The following is a 16,612-nucleotide window of genomic DNA, read 5'->3' as shown; positions in this document are numbered from 1 at the left end:
GAAAGTTTAAACAAACGAAAAAACTCAAACAATCATGTTTATTGAAACTAACATGATTGTTTGAGTGAAGCTTAAGTAATTAAATAAATTACTGTATTCTATTATGGTTGTATTTAAATAGGAGTTACAGTACTGTTCTTCCTTTTTTTAATGGAAGATATAACACTTACTAATATGATGATTAGAATCAGGGTCAAGATTACTAAGGAGAATGGCCGTGTGAAGAATATGGAATAGCTACCTTTAGCCATCATAAGAGCTCGACGGAGATTTTCTTCAATAATGTTGCTTAATACGAAAGCGAGAATAAACGCTGGTAAAGAAAAATCCAATTTTTTCATAAAGAAAGCAATAATTCCGACTATCAAGGCTAACCAAAGTTCAAAGAAAAGAGATTGAGCCGTGAAAACACCAATAATGGAAAACATTAAGACAATCGGTATTAAAATTGTATTAGAAACCGTTAGAACTCGTGCAAATAAAGGTGAGATAAATTTTCCTAAAATGAACATTGCAATCGAAGTCAATAGAAAACCATAAAATATACCTAAAACAAGATCTTGGTTTTTAGAAAAAACATCTGGCCCTGGTGTAATCCCATGAATAATAAAAGCTCCCATAATAACAGCAATAGCCGGTGAACCGGGAATACCCAATGTAAGTAATGGAAGCAAAGCTCCTCCTACAGCGGCATTGTTCGCAGATTCTGGACCAGCAATCCCTTCCGGATTTCCTTTTCCGAAGGATTGTGGATCTTTTGAAAGCTTTTTTGCACTTGAATAACCAAACCAAGATGCAGTGCCCGCACCTAAACCTGGGAATATTCCAATAATTGAACCGATGATTGAACCTGAAAAAGTAGGAAGTGATATCTTTTTGAACTCCTTAAAATCTATACCTACCTTAACTTTTTTTGAATCAGTTTTATAGGTTTTATTTAAATCATTGCTAATCATTGAAAAAACTTCAGAAAAAGCAAAAATCCCAACAATTAACGCGACCATTCCTATTCCATCAAGTAATTCCAGTCGACCCATAGTAAATCTGGGGGCTCCAGTAAATAAATCCATCCCAACTGTTCCTGCCATCAATCCGAGAACAACTGAAATCATGCTTTTAATAATGTCCTTTGAACTTAAAGCAGCTACTGCTAATATACCTAAGACACCGACTAAAAAGTATTCAGGAAATGATAACTTAAGGGCTAAGGACGACATGGGAACTGACAATAGAATAAGTACAAATCCTCCAAATAATCCTCCAATTGTGCTGGCTACCAAAGAATATCCTAATGCTTTTCCAGGTGATGTTTCTCTTGCTAAAGTATTGCCGTCTAATATAGTAGCCGCTGCTGCAGGAGTACCGGGGATTCCTAAAACGATTGAGGAGATTGAACCCCCATATTCACATGCTTGATAGGCAGCCAACATAAGTAAAACAGCGGCTAAAGGGGATAAGGTATAGGTAACGGGTAGTAGTAAAACAAGGGTAATCATCGAACCGAGACCCGGTATAGCACCAAATAATAAGCCTACAAAGGTTCCTAGCAAAATAACAAGCAAAATTTCTAAGCTAAATAAACTAGAAATATCAAAGTTAATGTAATCCATAAGATGCACCTCTTCAAATAATTAAAGATTGATCGAGATAATAACATCAAACAAAAGATAAACAACCAGCGTTACACCGAGAGCTATTGAAGCTTTATTAAAAAGATGGCGTTTATTTCTTTTCTCTTTAGGGCTATACAGTGTGAATAAAGTTAATAGAAATATAAAATTTAGGATATAGAAGTATCCGATTGAATACCAAGATATAAAGAAAATCATCGTTAAACCGATAGTCAGTAAGATTAATTTAAAGTTTGGAAAGGTGATCTGTTCTACTTCTTTTTTTGCTTTTGTTTGAATAAAACTGATGATGCAAAGGATAATTAGGGCCACCCCTAATATAGTCGGGAAGAAACCTGGGCTTACGGAAGTTGTACTAGATAACTGAGATTTATTACCTGCGGACAGAAGGTAAATAACAGCTAAAATCGCTAAAGCCGAAAGCATAATATAGGTTGCTGTTTTCTTATTCATTTTGAAACCTCCAAGTACTATCAAATAACGACAAATGTAACTAAAGGTTTAGTTACATTTGTCTCAAAAAAGATTCTTATTCAACTAGGCCCATACCTTTTAAGATTTCACCTTCCGAGTTGAAACTATCTGAAATTACGCTTTGAAATTCTTCCGGGCCAGCAAAATCCGGTTCAACGCCTGCGGCTATCAATTGTTTCTTTAGCTCTTCATCTTCCATCGCTTGCTTGAAAGCATTATTTAAAATCCCAAGTTCCTTATCAGGTATACCTTTTGGCGCTAGTACTCCGAAAAATATATCTGTAGAGGCGTTTATACCATGCTCCTTCAAAGTAGGCACATCTTTATAAGCGTCTCCCTTGATACTTCCCATATTCGCTATAACATGGATGTCCTCTGAATTCATTTGCCCTGCAAATTGTTGTGCAGAACCACTTGTACCTTGAACATGCCCTCCTAGCATAGCGATAAATGCCTCACCACTTCCTTCAGCGGGGATGTTTACTGTCTTTCCTCCAATCTCTTTACTAAATTTCTCCATTGCTATATTTGCTGGATTACCTGAGCCTGATGATGTATAGGTAAATTCCTCCGGGTTTTTTTGGATATATTCTATTAAGTCATCCAAAGTCGTCCAAGGGGAGTCACTCTTAACGGCTAGAAGTATCGGGCTCGTTGCGATTCTAGAGATGGGCTGGAAACTATCATGAGTATATGATGTGCTTCCATAATGAGGCTGATTAGTAATCGCACCGCTAGCAGTTAAACCTATTGTATATCCATCCGGTTTAGCATTAAGAACTTTGGTAAGGCCAATTACGCCTGCGCCTCCCGGTTCATTAATAATTTGGATAGTTTGTCCATTCGGTAGATAATCATTTACGGATCTTTGGATTAATCTAGCAATTTGATCTGTAGACCCACCGGCACCATAGGGTACTATCATTTCAATTGGTTTTGTCGGGAAGCTATCTTCTTCCGTTTTCCCGCCTGTTGCATTAGTTTCTTTAGAGCTGCCGCAAGCAACCAATACAATAGATAAAACAATAAGAAGAGATATAATTGAAAACGCTTTCTTTATCGGCATATTAATTCCTCCATTGTAGAAGTTTTAAAAAAATATTTTGGGGGATTTAAAATCCCCCAAAACTAACCACCCAAATTACCCATCGTATCTTTTTCTAAATAAAGTCTTTAATTGATCAATAGGAGCTTTATTAATAATCAGATCGTGCATCCGCTCTTCTTCATTCACTATGGATTGAGCCTGTTCCAAAACATATTCAATCTTGTCATAGGGTATCACACAAATTCCCGAGTCGTCGGCTACCATTAAATCTCCTGGGTTAACTACCACATCATGCAATGTAATAGGACCGTTTACCTCTATAGCTTCAATTCTAAATTTTCCAGTGATAGGTGTTTTACCGCAACTCCATACAGGATAATCAATATTTTTAATTGTGGTAACATCCCTTACAGCCCCGTTTACAATATTTCCAGCTAAACCAAGGGATTGTGCGACTGTACAGGAGTGACCACCCATATTAGAAATATCTAAATTACCTCCCGTATCAGTTACAAGTACGTCGCCGGGCTCAGCTAAATAATAAGCATCACGTGTGGACATTTTAATAAAATCTTTGTCCACATATCCTTGGGTAGGAGTTTTTCTGGCCCGTATATTTCTCACAGTTACCGCTGGTCCAGCTATTTTTTTTCCAGGTATGACGGGAGGGATATACGATGCTGGAATTGCCCCGGAAATCCCAAGTGAATCAAGAACATCTGATACTGTCGTTGTTAGATCTTCAATTTCTAAAAATTGATCAATTATTTCCTTGCTCACGCGAGGGAATTTAATTTTTTTAATACTTTCCTGTGGGACCAACCCCCATATTCTACCGCTCTCTTTATATTCTTGGTACTCCTTTTCTAACTGAGTATTCATAGAGTTATTCCTCCTTTTATGTGTTGAATAGAGCTTATCATATAGTTCAAACTAATGGTAAATATCAAATATTAATGATAATATAGGTGAAAACTATGGGAAGGGATGCTTAATGAATATTGAACAGCTATATTATCTAATTGAAATAGCCGATTCAGGCTCCATCACGCAAGCTGCAAAGAAACTACATATTTCACAGCCCAGTATTAGCCAATCCATAACTAAATTAGAGGAAAAGTTACAAGTGACTATATTCAAGCGATCAAGGATGGGAACATATCCAACGGAAATTGGTGAAACAATTATAAAAAAAGCAAGAGAAATTATTTTCAAAATAGAAGAATTAGAGAGAGTGGGGAAAACAAAAGATTCTTTGATAGCGGGAAGTCTTTCATTAGCTGCGATTCCAAGTTTATGTATAACACTGTTACCGAAAGCATTGGAAATTTACAAGAATAAATATCCCAACGTCAAGATAGAAATAGTGGAAGGAGGATCCATGCAAGTAAAAGAACTCGTAAAGACCGGCAAAGTGGATTTGGGACTAGCTTCTAGTCGTGAAATATCGGATTATAACGAAGAACTCATTTTTGAATCGTTATTGACCGGACAAATTATGGCTTGTGTAGGGAAGCAATCAAAATTATCTAATCGGAAGGAAATTTCTTTTAAAGAAATTGTGAAACATTCGATTGTGATATTCAATGAGCAATATAGGATGAACCCTTATATACTGAATAAATTGAGGGAATATGGAGAACCGGACATATTATTAACAACGGGTAACACAGAAATCTTAAAAAAGGTAGTTATCGAAGGACTTGCTATCGGTTTTTATGCAGATATTGCGTTGAAAAATGATCCGTATGTATACAATGGCGATATCATCCCATTGTATATTGTTGAGCAGAAAAAAGATCCAAGTACGAATACGCATTTTGGGATATTATATAAAAGTAAAACACATTTATCGGCAGCCTGTGAAGAATTTATAAAGGAATTGAGAACCCAAGGAATGAATTTAAAAAGAGTATCTAATATGAAATAGTTAAATGACTCAAATTAATGGGAGTAGAAATAAGGATATTTGGACAAGTGAAAATTTATTCGGTCCAGATAGTATGTTATTTAATACCTATAGTAAGAGGAGATTATAGCTAATTTTCGACGTTCAATAGACACGACAAGCCGACGATAGATTTAATTATCGTCGGCTTGCATGTTTTTATTTCGTGTAGTTATCAAAATATCCTTGGATGAACACAATTGGTGTTCCTTTGTCGCCACTTCCCGACGTAAGATCGGAGAGTGAGCCGATTAGGTCGGTCAGTTTCCGCGGGGTTGTCCCCTGGGATTCCATTGCTCCGACGAGATCGTCTTCTTTGTTTTCAATGAAGTCCGCAATCGCTTTTTTCAGTTCGTCACCGCGAAGGTCGGCAAAGTTGTTGTCCGCCAAGTATTTCAATTTAATTTCATTCGGGGTTCCGTTCAGGCCGGCTGTGAAGGCCGGGGAAACAACGGGATCCGCCAATTCCCAGATTTTACCGACCGGGTCTTTGAAAGCTCCGTCGCCGTAGACCATGACCTCGATTGTCTTTCCGGTCTTATCGGATAGCATTTGCTGAATGTTGTCGACGATCGGCTGGCAGTCTCGCGGAAAGAGCTTGATACTGTCTTCAGTCGCTTTGTTTGATCCGAGCAAGCCAAACTCTTCGTTATAGCCGCTGCCGTTGACGGATTCAGCCAAGATGTCGTCCAAGCTGTAAATCTTCTCTCCGCCGTTCTCTTTCAAAATCCGTTTCGTCCGATTCCGTGTATGAATATCACAAGTCAGCACGCTTTTTGTATATTGCAGAATCGTTTTGGCATTATTGGAGAAGACGACTTCACATTCGATGCCCTGTTCTTCCACAATCGATTTATAATATTCGATGTAATCGACACCTGTAAAGGTATGTTTATTGTAACCGAAATGCTCGCGGAATTCTTTTTCCGTCAATACATCCGTCCATGGATTGACTCCCTTTTCGTCGAGATGATCGATCTCTACCAAGTGGTTGCCGACTTCATCCGATGGATAGCTCAGCATGAGAACGATTTTCTTGGCTCCTTTGGCGATACCCCGAAGACAGATAGAAAAACGGTTCCGGCTCAAAATCGGGAAAATGACACCGATTGTATCATCTTCGAACTTAGATTGAACGTCTTGGGCGATGTCGTCCACTGTTGCATAATTGCCTTGAGCTCGGGCCACAATGGATTCCGTTATGGAGACGATATCCCGATCATTGAATGAAAAACCTTCGACTTCAGAAGCTTTCAGCACACTATCCACAACAATCTGTTCGATGTTATCGCCTTTGTTGATGATCGGACAGCGCAGACCTCTCGAAACAGTTCCCACGATTCTCTCTTTTTCCAATATGATCGCTCCTTATAACTGTTAACATTAATATCAATTATGCCTCGGCATACGTAAGTTGTCTTCTTTAGCTTTCCCAAAAAGATCCGGGACAACCGTCGGAGACTTTATCTGAATTCAGATAAGCACTACCTATTTGTACTATACAATGGATTCATGGTATAAGTAAAATTAATATATCTTATAATGGCCATAAGGGGAGTTTATATGGTAAGCAAATTGGATTTATACCGTGTCTTTTGCATTGTCGCGAAAAGTGAAAGTTTCTCCAAAGCAGCAGTCGATTTATCCATGACGCAACCTGCCGTCAGCCAGGCTATCATGCAGCTCGAGCGAGAATTGGACACCCGTCTTTTCAACCGGACACCTAAAGGGGTTACGTTGACTAGCGAAGGCAGACTGTTATTTGAATACGCAAATTCCGCCCTCAACTTACTTGATACCGGTGAAAAGAAAATTTTAGAGTATAAAAATCTAGTAGCGGGTGAATTGAAAATCGGGGTAGGTGATACGATTTCCAGGTATTTTCTTCTACCCTATCTCGAAGCATTCCATACAAAATACCCGAACATCAAATTTAAAATCGTCAATGGAACGACTGTTGAACTTATCGCCTACTTGAAATCCGGAGAGGTCGACATTGGCATCTGCAATTTCCCGATTGACGATCCTACATTGGAGTTCGGCCCCCGCATCGAAATACAGGATACGTTCGTCTACGGGGACAAATATAGAAGGATTTTATCGAAACCTGTCGATTTTGCTGAACTAGTGAAGCTGCCTTTGATCTTCTTGGAATCCAAATCGAATTCGCGTCAATACGTGGAAGACTTTATCCTCTCCAAAGGAATCAAGATTTCCCCCGAATTCGAGCTGGGCTCCCATGAACTATTGCTAGAGTTTGCGAAAATCAATCTGGGGATCGCCTGTGTGACAAAAGAATTTTCAATGGATTACTTGAATCGGGGCCTTGTGCATGAAGTGAATCTTATCGAAAAAATTCCAAAGCGCCATATCGGGGTCTGTTACATGAAGTCGGTCCCTCTTTCCTCCGCTTCTACGAGATTCGTCCAGATGATTGGGAATAAAAAATGAACCACTTGTGAATAAAGTAAGAAATGGAATAAGAAAAATCAAGAAAAACAGCTTTCTTTATTTTGTTTTTCACTGAAAATCGAATATGATTAGTGTAGAGGTTTCTATTTATATAATGAAGCTAAAAATTGAAACATAATGGAGGACTTGAAATTGAAAAAACTTATCGCTGCTTTACTTGCTGTCACTTTAATTCTATCCCCTGCGGGGAACTTCATTTTCCAAGACCATATCACTGCCGAGGCGAAATCCTATAAATCCGGCAAGAAAAGCTTCAATGCTCCTAGCAAACCGGCGCCTTCCAAGGCGGAGAAGAAGAAAGAGGATTCGGCCGTCCCAAATAAGGCTACGAATACACCGACTGGGAAAGGCGGTTTCTTCTCGGGCGGCTTGATGAAAGGGTTATTCATAGGCGGACTGGCAGGTCTGCTATTCGGAAGCCTGTTTGCCAATATGGGCATGCTCGGTTCCATCTTAGGGTTCGCAATTAATATGCTGGCCATTTTCTTTTTAATTTTCCTGATCCGTAAAGTGTTCGCTTTATTGAAAGAGAAAAAGAAGAAAGAAGATGTCAATCCATGGAGAAGCTGATCATTCCGGAACAGGATATCATTAATGCCTTATGTGTTTTAGTATCACGGAAAGAACGAGTAGAGCCTGAAGACGTTGAGGTGGAACTGCTCTATGATGATGTGAATGGCTATCATGCCGAGGCTTTTGTAAATGGCTCAAGGCAGAATTTGCAGACGTATCATCTGATCGAAGCGCTGCGGTCGTGGCTGAAAGATTACTTGAACATCGATCCATTCGCCGCAGGGATTCAACTGCAAATCGACGACGAACAAGGTATGATTGCTGTCATTCATTGAAAATCGGGAAAAGGGACTGTCCGGCATGGGCAGTCCTTTTTGAATCTTGAAATCCGTGGGCCTCCTACATCCGGCCCGATCGGAATATCGATACGATCATATAGAAGAACATCAACGCCGCGATGATCGATCCCGCTTCGATGACAGGCATCCGCCAAATCACATTCTTTTGCCCGGCAATCGCTGAGCCGATAATCAGCCCCGTCATGAGAATGCTGAAAGCGAGCAGAATGATACTGAACGATAGACGGTTGCTAATTTGGTCAAATCGGCGCAAAATGATTTTTACTTGTTGGACATTGATATTTAATTGCAGTTTACCGCGCTGGATCGTCTGTGTCGCTTTTTTCACATCTTTCGGGAGATGAAGCAAGACGTCCACATTTTCAATGAGCCGATGCCATGATTTCTTGGCCAGTCGCAAGGGGCTAAATCGTTCTAGAAGCAATTTTTCCCCGTATGGCTCAATCGCCTTCATTATATTGAAGTCCGGGTCCAAAGTGGCTAGGATATTCTCCAGAGACAGGATCGCTTTTCCAAGAAGGGTGATTTCCGACGGAATGTTGATTTGATGGCGACGGGCGACGGCGAACAACTCCACTAGCACCTCGCCCAAATTCAATTGTTCAAAGGACATGTCATAGTAACTCCATTGAAGATCATCCAAATCATGCTCCAGCTCTTTCAAGTCTGTTTCATTGGATAGCAGTTCCATATCCGTAAACGTCCTGATCATCCCTTTCGAATCCCCTTTTCGTAGGTGGATGATCAATGAGGCAAGATGGTATTTCATTTCCTTCCCTAACCGACCGACCATTCCGAAGTCGATATACGAAATGACATTGTTCGGTAAAATGTACACATTTCCCGCATGCGGGTCCCCATGAAAGAATCCATAGACCAGCACTTGATGGAACATCGAATCGACGAGCCGTTCGGCAATCAATTTCCGATCATACCCTGCTACCTCCAATCGATCCACTTGTGTCACCTTGATTCCATCAATCCGTTCCATGGCCAATACTTTCGGTGTGGTCGCTTCCCAATACGTTTTCGGGATATAAATATGGGGATTGTCATTGAACTGCTGGGCAATTCGCTCACCGTTTCGGCCTTCCGTAGTGTAATCCAATTCCTTTCGCAACGAAAGGGCCACTTCACGGATCATTTGGCGAATTCGATAGGGCTGGGCCCACTCTGTATTTTCCTCCAAAAATCCGGACAATTCATCCAGAATCGCCAAATCAGTCTCAATGGTCGGTTGGATATTGGGGCGTTGCACCTTGACGGCAAGCGGCTCACCCGTCGGCAAGGAAGCGAGATGCACTTGCCCAATCGAGGCTGTCGCCAGAGGCACTTCATTGAAATCGTCAAAAAGGATTTCCAGGGAATTTCCCAACTCGGCTTCTACGATTCTCCGGACCTCGGAGAACGGGAAGGGCTCCACATGATCTTGCAGCTTCTCCAGTTCCCGGGTGATTTCAATAGGAATCAGGTCGCGCCGGGTGCTCGCAATCTGCCCGAGCTTGATGAAAGTAGGCCCCAACTCTTGTAAGGCTAATCGAAGCTTGATCCCGATATTTCGCAAATTCATATCCAATTCATCATCGATCTGTCCGGCTCGAGAATCTCGTTCCGTGAGCCCGACCCGAAACAGGAAATGACTGAAGCCATTCCGTAAAAACGCATTGATGATTTCTTGATAGCGTTTCGTATGTTTGAGTTTATCGCGTAACATTGAAAATCCCTCCAAATCGGAATGCCAGTAAACGTAATATTTCGTTCGCGCCCATAACGAGGGATTGGCGCTTATAACTAGGCTCCCCGTGCTCAAAAGCCTATATTCTGCGCCCATAACCCCGACAAACGTCCATAATCTCCATCCTTGTGATAGAGATCGCTTACTGTACAATACCCGAATGAAGAGAAGAGAATCGTTTCGTCCCCAAATAAAAAGAGCCGCAACAAAACTGCGACTCCTGGTAAATAATCTAAGAATTCATTTGTAACCTTGCCCCGATCCAATAAATCATCTCCATCAGCAAGGCGGCCAATATGCCCATCAATAATCCGTTTGATACGAGGGGCTGGATCAGTTCGGGCATCGTGGCGAAGACGCTGGCGGGCAACGTCATGATGGATAGCCCCAACAATGCCGGCAAGGCCACGCGATAAACGGTTTTCGGTTCGAATGTCAGCCCCTCGATATTGCGGAGGGCAGAGCGGAATAATTGTAAGTAGGCGACAAATAACACCGTATTCCCGACGCTATGCGGGATGGTTGAGAAGAATGCGCTTAAAGGTGGCACCAGCCCGAGAATGATGAATAATACGGAGCCGACGACGAACGGGGCCCGTTCCTTGATTCCAGTGGATTGCAAGAATCCTAATGACGACGCATACGGCGCATAGGGGACGAGGCCGAGCACCCCTGAAATGGTCGTCAAGGCACCGGTGATGAAAAAGGAGCGCTTGTATTGTGTCGGCGTCGTCTCCTTCTCAAAGATGTCCTCCGCCCCTTTCAGCGTAGCGACGGTGTTTGTCGTATTCAGCAGGCCCGTGATGACAACGGTAAGTACAATCCCCCATTCCAGTGACGGGGGTCCCCATGGAAACCAATTTAGAAATGGAGTCGTCCGAATTGTCTCCGCAGCTTCCCCTGGGAATAGCAGGATGGCCCCGACCCAACCGATCGTCATGCCAACTAGCAAATTCAAACTACTGACAATCCCTTTCCCCTTCACGTGAATGAAAATTGTCAACGCAGCCAGTAGAAATGAAAAGCTGGCCATCTTCAAATCGATTGCATCGCCCGTATTCAGGCCGACCATCCCTTTTAGAAAAATGGTAATGAGTTGATTGGCCAATAAAAGCAAGAAGACGAACATGACAATCGGGGTGAACCACTTTTTCAGGACTTCCCCCATGCCGAGTAAGCCTAACACCATGACAAGCACACCGGAGATGAGGACACCGACGGCAATACTTCCGCCGACAGTCAATAAATCGAGGTTCAACGTGCTTGCCGTAGCGGCCAAACTGAGAATGACCCCCCACCACAATCCGGATTGGCCTTCCATTAACGCCAAGCGATGCCCCGCAAATCCTTGGAGCAGGCACGCGATTCCCGTAACAATGAAGGAACGTTGGATGGCGGATACAATTTCGACTTGTTCCAATCCGAAAGCGCCTCCGACGGAAATCGGAATGACGACGGTGTTGGCAAACATGAAGAACAACCATTGAAAACCGGCCAACCCGGTAACTGACCATTTTAATTGATTTGACTCCATCCAACCAATCCTTTCCGAAGCAACCAACCGCACTCCTATAGCAATTTGTCGAAAAAGTTGCTGAACTATCGGACTATTATAACATAAGAAAGAAAAGGGTTGAATGAAGTTTGATAGAATAGAACTACTACTGGAAATTTTGCTAGGATAGGCGGGTGGCCACAATGGATGATAAAGAATACGATCGATTATTAGGGGTCCAAACAGCGGGGATGCGGGAATGGCTGACACAGTCATCGCATTATAACCGGTACGAAGCGACTCCTTATTTGGCGTTGGAGGCATTGTTCCAGGAATATGATCTGAGCCGGGAAGATGAGGTTGTCGATTTTGGCAGTGGCAAGGGGCGTCTCGCTTTTTATATCGCGAATCGGTTTCGTGCAGCTGTTGTCGGCATTGAAATGAATGGGCAGCTCTATCAGGAGGCGCTTGAAAACAAGGCCAAGTTCGAAGCGAAAGGGAGCCGTCGTGATCCTGCACTGATCCAATTTGAATGTTGCCGGGCTGAGGAATATGCGATTCAGCCGATGCAAAATAGGTTTTATTTCTTCAATCCTTTTTCTGCGCCGGTTTTCATGACAGTGGTAGGCCGCATTTTGCAAGCGACAGAAAATCGGGAAGCCGATATTATTCTCTATTATCCGACGGACGCCTATATAGAATTCTTGGAAATGCGGACGCCCTTCCGATTGGCCAAGGAAGTTCCGGTCCCTGGCTTATTTGAAAAAGATGAAAACGAGCGGTTCCTAGTCTATCGCAAAGAAAAAACAGAATAACGCAACCGGGGTTGCGCCGCCGGTTGCGTTGTGATTAGCTGGAGACTTCCGAGTTGGTATGTGCCTCGATGAGGAGTTCTTCCACTTCGTTGATGGGAAGAGGTTTCGAGAAAAGATAGCCTTGTACTTCATCGCATTGTAAATTGCTAAGGAAGAGGGCCTGCTCCTCGGTCTCCACGCCTTCGGCAATGACGTTGAGGTTCAAGTTTTTTGCTAAGTCGATGATGGACTTGACAATGACCCGGTTTTTAGGCGACATCTCCCGTACAAAGGATTGGTCGATTTTCAAATGGCTAATCGGAAAGGATCCCAAATAGCTAAGGGATGAATAGCCTGTTCCGAAATCATCGATGCTAACGCTGACCCCGATTTCGTTCAGCTGGGACAGGACGGATAAGCAATGGTCCACATCCATCGTCATACTTTCAGTGATTTCGATATTCAACTTTTTAGGATGTAGTCCTGTTTCATGGAGTATGTTTTGGACTTGCGATACAAAAGCCGGCTGCATGAACTGCCGCGGAGAGACGTTGACGCTAATGCGGACAGACGGGAGGCCTTTCTTTTCCCAATTCTTCACTTGCGTGCAAGCGGTTCTCATGACCCAATTCCCGATAGGCAAGATCAGGCCTGTCTCTTCCGCAATCGGGATGAAACGACCTGGTGAGATGGGGCCGAGTGACGGGTGATCCCACCTTGCGAGTGCTTCCAACCCTTTCAGTTGTCCGGTTTTCGTATTGAATTGCGGTTGATAATGCAGGTAGAGCTGCCCTTTTTTCAATGCCTGGCGAAGCTCCATTTCGAGAAGCGTTTTTTCCAGCATAGCCTCCCGCAACTCTTTGGTGAAAAATTGATAGGTGCTCTTCCCATACTCTTTCGATAAATACATGGCAGAGTCCGCATTGCTCAATAAGGTGTCGTAATCATCTCCGTCTTGAGGGAACATGCTGATGCCGATGCTTCCAGAGATATAAACTTCAACCGAGCTGAATAGGAACGGCTCCGAAATCTCATCGATGATCCGGGCGGCGACGGACTCGACTTGAGCTGTATTAGTGGACGGGAACATTATGACAAATTCGTCCCCATTCAAGCGGGCGACCACGTCTTTGTCGCGCACACAAACTTTGAGACGCTCACCCACGGCTTTCAGCAATTGGTCTCCCACAAGATGGCCCATCGAATCATTGACGTTTTTGAACCGATCCAAGTCGATGAACATGATAGCCAACTTTTCTTCTTTCAATTTCGCCTTTTGAATTGCTTCCTTGACACATTCCTTTAAAAGCCTCCGATTCGGCAAACCTGTCAGTGAATCGTAATAGGCCATGCGCTCAATTGTTCTCTCCGCCTGCTTCCGCTCGGTAATATCGCTTGCCGTCCCGACAACTTCCACCACTTGTCCATCTTCAAAGATAGGAGACAAGTAAAAAAGGAAAGTGAAATCACGAAAACTTAATTCGAAATCGGTCTCTTTTCCTTGCATGCCGAGCATCAAATGTTTGTATACATTGTCGGTGGTCGTCTTTAGATGTTTGATCTGCTTCATATTTACGTTGAGCTTTTCCGCTGTAAAGTTGAATTTTTCGGCAATTTTCCCTTCAATCAGCGTGAAGACGATCTCTCCATCCTCATCCAAAGTGTATTTGAAGATGGCATTTTGTAGATTTTTGACGGTTTGTCGAAAATCGTTCTTCAATGCTTCTTGTAACGACTCTTCGGCCTCTTTCTTTGCCGTGATATCCGTCCTGATGGCGATATACTGATAAGGTTTTCCGCTTTTATCGAGGAAAGGCACGATGGTTGTATTGACCCAATAGGCACTTCCGTCCTTTGCCTGGTTTCTAATATCCCCTCTCCAAATCTGGCCGCTCCGAATTGTCTGCCACATGTCCCTGAAGAAGTCTTTCGGGTGGTGGCCCGAGTTGACGACTCGATGTGTTTTTCCGATCAGTTCTTCAGATGAATACTTGGAGAGCTTGAGAAACTTATCATTAACATATGTGATTTTGCCTGCAGGGTCGGTCACGACAACAACGGAGGACTGGTTTAACGCATTTTCTATGTTTCTAAGATTTTCGACCGCTTCCTTGTATTTGAAATCGGTCAACTCTTTGCTTGTAATGTCCGTATCAACTGATAAGAAATGGGTCGTAGCGCCATGTTCGTCCAAAATGGGAATGACAGTGGCATAAACCCAAAAAGGAGAGCCGTCTTTCGCAAAGTTCTTCAAATTCCGCTGCCAAACTTTCTTTTCGGCAATTTCCTTTTCCACTTGTGGAATGGAACGCTCCGCCGCAAAGTGTGGGTGGACCATACTGAAGCTCTGCCCAATAAGCTCGCTTTCCTCGTACTGGGACAAGAGGCAGAAGTTTTTATTGACATATGTGAACAATCCTTGGCGATCTGTGATCCATACACAAAACTTCTCATCCAACAGAAGAGAGATAGACGGGATATTTTTAATTGCATCTAATACCATGGCACTTCTTCCTTTCTCTCACATATTGAATGACGGTTCGATGAGGGCTGTTTCGCAACAAATAGTCGAAAATGTATACAATATAGCGAATTATAGGTACTATGTATTATAACACCTTGCATAATATATTTCTATTAAAAGAAGATAGATTCTGATAATTGGAAATGGAAAATATGGATGCTCTTTACACAGAAATAATAAAAACGCCTATCATTCACAAAGTGTTGCAAAGCTAATCGATTCCAAGGTTTCTTTTTGGATGGGGAAGTACGTAAATATGTATCAAAAAACGTGGATATATACAGTTTTTCTTCAAAAGATGGAAAATAGGAACTGCAAAATTATGAATGTACATTCATCGATAGTATTATATAAATAGCATTATTTTATTTCAAAAAATATTGAAAATGCCTTATAATGAAAAATAGAAAGAGTAGGTGAATGGGAATGAAGGAATTTTTAACGGATGATTCAAGGAAAAATGAGTTACCGAAAAAGATCTATAAATTGATTCATCGTTTCGGACCCATCACCAAGATCGATTTAGCGCAGCATATTCAACTGAAGCCGACGACGATGACGCGACTGATTGACGAATTGCTGCAAGCAGGATACATACGGGAGGCGGGCATCGGGCCTTCCAGTGGCGGTCGACCACCCATTCTGTATGAAGTGATTGAAACCGCCGCATGGATAATCGGTATCGACCTTTCCCGAAATGTAAGTCGGATCGTCTTGACGGATATGCAATTCAATATGGTGGATCAGCATGTAATGCTTATGACAAATCGCCATACGCCCGATATCGTGTTTGATGAAATTACTGGCGTCATTCGAAAGTGGCTCCAAATTTATTCGATATCCGACGATGCACTTCTCGGAATTGGCGTCGGGGCGGTTGGACCAATTTTGAGGACGGAAGGAAAAATTGTGGGTGCTGAATCTTTTCTGGCATCCGGGTGGGAGCAGGTCAGTATTCCGGCAAGGCTTTCTGAATTCCCAGCTGTCTTGTCGGTCGATAACGGGGCGAACTCCGCTGCGATTGCCGAACATTATTTCTATGACGAACTCTATTCAAATCTCATATATTATATTAATGGGTACGGAATACGGGGCGGCGTCCTCCATGATGGAAAAGTCATATCCCATCGTCAAGGAGATACGAGTGCTTTAGGACACATCATCGTGCAGGCGAATGGCAAGGTCTGCGTTTGTGGGAAAAGTGGTTGTCTTTCCGCTTATGCGACATTGGCTGCCATGTTGGAAGAATTCGAGGCTGCGAGTGATAGATCCGGTCTATCCGCGGAGCAATTTATAGAGGAAATCTCTGCTGGAAATGAAATAGCAGTTTCTATTGCAAAACAGGGTGCCTTTTATTTGGGAATTGGGTTAGCTAATATGGTCAATACGCTCCGTCCGGAAATGGTCGTCCTTCATGGCGCGCTCGTTTACGGGACCTCTTTTTTCTTCGATGAGGTTATTCAGAGCGCCAAGGCCCATATTTATTCGAATGATGTTTCATTCCCTACATTCAAAGAAGGTTCCTTGCGGGAGCAGGCCATTGCCCTTGGCAGCGCCATCCAACTTTTTCAATCGTTTTTTAACGAATAATATTTATTTGTATACTTTTGTCCGAAATA

The 16,612-nt window shown here is 42.6% G+C and carries 14 protein-coding genes; 6 read left to right on the top strand and 8 right to left on the bottom strand.

The annotated features are described in order from the left end of the window. Nucleotides 1-113 precede the first annotated feature (113 nt). The 4 genes from MKY41_RS17805 to MKY41_RS17790 all read right to left on the bottom strand — a co-directional run bounded on the left by MKY41_RS17805 (nt 114) and on the right by MKY41_RS17790 (nt 4,035). A complete protein-coding gene (locus tag MKY41_RS17805) occupies nt 114-1,610 on the bottom strand; it encodes a tripartite tricarboxylate transporter permease (RefSeq protein ID WP_340746337.1) in 1,497 nt (498 codons plus the stop codon). A 21-nt stretch (nt 1,611-1,631) separates the two neighbouring features. Further along, nucleotides 1,632-2,084, bottom strand: a complete 453-nt coding sequence (locus tag MKY41_RS17800; protein WP_340746336.1) for a tripartite tricarboxylate transporter TctB family protein — start codon at nt 2,082-2,084, stop codon at nt 1,632-1,634. Between the two features lie 76 nt (nt 2,085-2,160). Next, complete coding sequence (locus MKY41_RS17795) at nt 2,161-3,171, bottom strand: tripartite tricarboxylate transporter substrate binding protein (RefSeq protein WP_340746335.1); 1,011 nt, start codon at nt 3,169-3,171, stop codon at nt 2,161-2,163. A 75-nt stretch (nt 3,172-3,246) separates the two neighbouring features. Further along, nucleotides 3,247-4,035 (bottom strand): RraA family protein, encoded by a 789-nt coding sequence (locus tag MKY41_RS17790; RefSeq protein WP_340746334.1) that lies wholly within the window; start codon nt 4,033-4,035, stop codon nt 3,247-3,249. Between the two features lie 112 nt (nt 4,036-4,147). Here MKY41_RS17790 and MKY41_RS17785 point away from each other — a divergent pair, with 112 nt between their 5' ends. After that, nucleotides 4,148-5,083 (top strand): LysR family transcriptional regulator, encoded by a 936-nt coding sequence (locus MKY41_RS17785; RefSeq protein WP_340746333.1) that lies wholly within the window; start codon nt 4,148-4,150, stop codon nt 5,081-5,083. Between the two features lie 177 nt (nt 5,084-5,260). Here the strand turns inward: MKY41_RS17785 and MKY41_RS17780 are convergent, their stop codons facing one another. Then, complete coding sequence (locus MKY41_RS17780) at nt 5,261-6,457, bottom strand: coenzyme F420-0:L-glutamate ligase (protein WP_340746332.1); 1,197 nt, start codon at nt 6,455-6,457, stop codon at nt 5,261-5,263. A gap of 207 nt (nt 6,458-6,664) precedes the next feature. Between MKY41_RS17780 and MKY41_RS17775 the strand changes: the two genes are divergently transcribed. From MKY41_RS17775 to MKY41_RS17765, 3 genes are all read left to right on the top strand, one after another. Next, nucleotides 6,665-7,552 carry a LysR family transcriptional regulator gene (locus tag MKY41_RS17775; protein WP_340746331.1) on the top strand — a complete coding sequence of 296 codons (888 nt, stop codon included), beginning with the start codon at nt 6,665-6,667 and terminating at the stop codon, nt 7,550-7,552. 153 nt (nt 7,553-7,705) lie between these two features. Next, on the top strand, nt 7,706-8,143 hold the full coding sequence (locus MKY41_RS17770) for a hypothetical protein (RefSeq protein ID WP_340746330.1): 438 nt from the start codon (nt 7,706-7,708) through the stop codon (nt 8,141-8,143). Beyond that, nucleotides 8,131-8,421 carry a YxcD family protein gene (locus tag MKY41_RS17765; RefSeq protein WP_340746329.1) on the top strand — a complete coding sequence of 97 codons (291 nt, stop codon included), beginning with the start codon at nt 8,131-8,133 and terminating at the stop codon, nt 8,419-8,421. The genes MKY41_RS17770 and MKY41_RS17765 overlap by 13 nt, the downstream gene beginning before the upstream one ends. A 64-nt stretch (nt 8,422-8,485) precedes the next feature. On the opposite strand, the gene MKY41_RS17760 is transcribed toward MKY41_RS17765, so the two are convergent. Both MKY41_RS17760 and MKY41_RS17755 read right to left on the bottom strand, forming a co-directional pair. Beyond that, nucleotides 8,486-10,159 carry an ABC1 kinase family protein gene (locus MKY41_RS17760; RefSeq protein WP_340746328.1) on the bottom strand — a complete coding sequence of 558 codons (1,674 nt, stop codon included), beginning with the start codon at nt 10,157-10,159 and terminating at the stop codon, nt 8,486-8,488. A gap of 253 nt (nt 10,160-10,412) precedes the next feature. Beyond that, nucleotides 10,413-11,714: a uracil/xanthine transporter gene (locus MKY41_RS17755; protein ID WP_340746327.1), complete on the bottom strand. Its 1,302-nt coding sequence runs from the start codon at nt 11,712-11,714 to the stop codon at nt 10,413-10,415. 164 nt (nt 11,715-11,878) lie between these two features. Between MKY41_RS17755 and MKY41_RS17750 the strand changes: the two genes are divergently transcribed. Then, a complete protein-coding gene (locus tag MKY41_RS17750) occupies nt 11,879-12,490 on the top strand; it encodes a methyltransferase (protein ID WP_340746326.1) in 612 nt (203 codons plus the stop codon). Nucleotides 12,491-12,524: 34 nt separating this feature from the next. On the opposite strand, the gene MKY41_RS17745 is transcribed toward MKY41_RS17750, so the two are convergent. Then, a complete protein-coding gene (locus MKY41_RS17745) occupies nt 12,525-14,972 on the bottom strand; it encodes an EAL domain-containing protein (RefSeq protein WP_340746325.1) in 2,448 nt (815 codons plus the stop codon). Nucleotides 14,973-15,419: 447 nt separating this feature from the next. On the opposite strand from MKY41_RS17745, the gene MKY41_RS17740 reads away from it, so the two are divergent. After that, the gene (locus MKY41_RS17740; protein ID WP_340746324.1) at nt 15,420-16,583 is read left to right on the top strand and encodes an ROK family transcriptional regulator; all 1,164 of its coding nucleotides are present in this window, start codon (nt 15,420-15,422) and stop codon (nt 16,581-16,583) included. Nucleotides 16,584-16,612 lie beyond the last annotated feature (29 nt).

The organism is Sporosarcina sp. FSL W7-1349 (assembly GCF_038003045.1).
Taxonomy (GTDB): Bacteria; Bacillota; Bacilli; order Bacillales_A; family Planococcaceae; genus Sporosarcina.
Note: the sequence above shows the minus strand (reverse complement) of the source record. Positions and strands in the feature narration are given on the sequence as shown.

What these genes read in the sequence shown, in the direction of transcription:
- MKY41_RS17785 (WP_340746333.1), top strand. Translation starts at nt 4,148, where the DNA reads ATGAATATTGAACAGCTATATTATCTAATTGAAATAGCCGATTCAGGC.
- MKY41_RS17750 (WP_340746326.1), top strand. Translation starts at nt 11,879, where the DNA reads ATGGATGATAAAGAATACGATCGATTATTAGGGGTCCAAACAGCGGGG.
- MKY41_RS17745 (WP_340746325.1), bottom strand. Translation starts at nt 14,972, where the DNA reads ATGGTATTAGATGCAATTAAAAATATCCCGTCTATCTCTCTTCTGTTG.
- MKY41_RS17740 (WP_340746324.1), top strand. Translation starts at nt 15,420, where the DNA reads ATGAAGGAATTTTTAACGGATGATTCAAGGAAAAATGAGTTACCGAAA.
- MKY41_RS17800 (WP_340746336.1), bottom strand. Translation starts at nt 2,084, where the DNA reads ATGAATAAGAAAACAGCAACCTATATTATGCTTTCGGCTTTAGCGATT.
- MKY41_RS17795 (WP_340746335.1), bottom strand. Translation starts at nt 3,171, where the DNA reads ATGCCGATAAAGAAAGCGTTTTCAATTATATCTCTTCTTATTGTTTTA.
- MKY41_RS17775 (WP_340746331.1), top strand. Translation starts at nt 6,665, where the DNA reads ATGGTAAGCAAATTGGATTTATACCGTGTCTTTTGCATTGTCGCGAAA.
- MKY41_RS17790 (WP_340746334.1), bottom strand. Translation starts at nt 4,035, where the DNA reads ATGAATACTCAGTTAGAAAAGGAGTACCAAGAATATAAAGAGAGCGGT.
- MKY41_RS17765 (WP_340746329.1), top strand. Translation starts at nt 8,131, where the DNA reads ATGGAGAAGCTGATCATTCCGGAACAGGATATCATTAATGCCTTATGT.
- MKY41_RS17805 (WP_340746337.1), bottom strand. Translation starts at nt 1,610, where the DNA reads ATGGATTACATTAACTTTGATATTTCTAGTTTATTTAGCTTAGAAATT.
- MKY41_RS17755 (WP_340746327.1), bottom strand. Translation starts at nt 11,714, where the DNA reads ATGGAGTCAAATCAATTAAAATGGTCAGTTACCGGGTTGGCCGGTTTT.
- MKY41_RS17760 (WP_340746328.1), bottom strand. Translation starts at nt 10,159, where the DNA reads ATGTTACGCGATAAACTCAAACATACGAAACGCTATCAAGAAATCATC.